This window comes from Candidatus Streptomyces philanthi (genome assembly GCF_059553635.1).
This window is the reverse complement of sequence record NZ_JCANQV010000577.1, coordinates 1-1,607: the sequence shown is the minus strand read 5'-3', so window position 1 is coordinate 1,607 and position 1,607 is coordinate 1. Positions and strand designations below refer to the sequence as shown.

1 protein-coding gene is annotated in these 1,607 nt (G+C 75.5%); it reads right to left on the bottom strand.

Annotated features, from left to right (window positions below):
* Positions 1–306: 306 nt before the first annotated feature.
* On the bottom strand, positions 307–1,209 hold the full coding sequence (locus AC51EU_RS30355; protein WP_496270302.1) for a DUF3027 domain-containing protein: 903 nt from the start codon (positions 1,207–1,209) through the stop codon (positions 307–309).
* Positions 1,210–1,607: the final 398 nt, after the last annotated feature.

Here is a 1,607-nt window from a genome sequence, read left to right as displayed (position 1 = left end):
GTCGTTTGCGCGACCACCCCTGGGAGGGGGGTTGGGGGGTTCGTTGTGGCTGATGGGGGAGGTCGGGTGACGGGTGGCGGGACCACGGGCCTTCCCGTTTACCCTTCCGCCCACCCGGGCGGAGACCGCTTCACATACGGGAGGTGGTGGGGTGCGGGGTGTGTGGCGCGGACGTAAAGCGCAGCAGTCCGCGTCACACACCCCGCACCCCCACCACAGGCACCACGGACCACCTCGCGGTCCCCGGCGCCGGACCTCCCCCGCCCGCCGCAGGCGGGCAAAGCCGCAGCGGCCGGAGGGCCAGCGTCAGCTGTGGCCGAGCTCCTCGGCCGGGCCCGTCTCCTCGACGGAGCCGCCGGGCTCGGGGCGGATCGTCACCGGTTCGACGACGGTCTCGTCGACCACCGGTTCGGCGGGGCGCGGGGTGCGGGGCATGACGGCGGCCTCGGAGTGGGCGCCGCAGCCGTAGGTGAGGGAGACGACGCGGCCGTCGGCGGGGGCGAACTCGTTGGCGCACACGCCGAACGCCTGGCGCAGGGAGCCGGCGAGCGGGGTGAGGAAGCCGCAGGTCATGCAGGTGGCGGGGGCCGCCTGGGCCATCGGGGTCTTGGCGCCGAACGCCTCTTCCCAGCGGTCGGCGGCAGTGTGCAGGCCGTAGCGGGACAGGACCCGGGCGCGGCCCATGCCCATCTCCTGGGCGAGGTCGGCGATGCCGCCGCGGGCGGGGGCGGGCTGGACGGCGGGCGAGCCGGGGACGACCTCGGCCTCCTCGGCCTCGGCGACGTCGGCGGCCATGCCTTCGGCGACGGCGGAGTTCGGGGGCGGGGTGTCGTCGCCGGTGTAGCCGGGCTCCAGGCGCAGGTCGTCGGCCTGGGTGGGCAGCAGGTCGCCGGGGCCGAGGTCGCCGGGGCGCAGGCGCTCGCTCCACGGGACCCATTCGGGGGCGAGGACGGCGTCGGGTCCGGGCAGCAGGACGGACTCGTCGAGGGTGACGGTCTTGGCGCGGGAGGCGCGGGCGACGGTGACGGCCCAGCGCCAGCCGCGGTAGCCGGCCTCCTCGCAGGCGAAGAGGTGCGTGACGACGCGGTCCCCGTCGGCGACCGCGCCGAGGTGCTCACCGACGGTGCCGGGCAGCGCGGTCTCCTCGGCGGCCGCACGGGCAAGGTCGACCGCCTCGGCGCACAGGCGGTCCGGGGTACGGCTTCGCATCGCAGCACTCACAAGAATCGATTCTCTCTTCCACGCCGTGTCACGGGTGCGCCGGCCGGAGCCGTCCGTTCCGTCCGGACGACCGGCGGGGCCGGGGCGGGCGGAGCGGACCTGGGGACCGCGTCGACGTCCGTGCCCGGTCGGTCGGCCGAGCGCACCTCTCATGTCCCATTCTGCGGGATCGTCGGAAGGCGCGCGGCCGAGATCGACCGCCGGTGGCGCGCTACACACGCTACCCCTTCACCCGTCGGTGATCCCCCGGTGGGAGCGGCAATTGTCCCCGGCGCCGACCGGACCGCCGGACACCCTCCGCGCCAAGGAGGAGAAACCACCATTTCTCGGGCGGGTTCGGGGCAAGATGGCCGGGTGGCTGCCGCGAGGGCGTCCGGGGTGCCGCG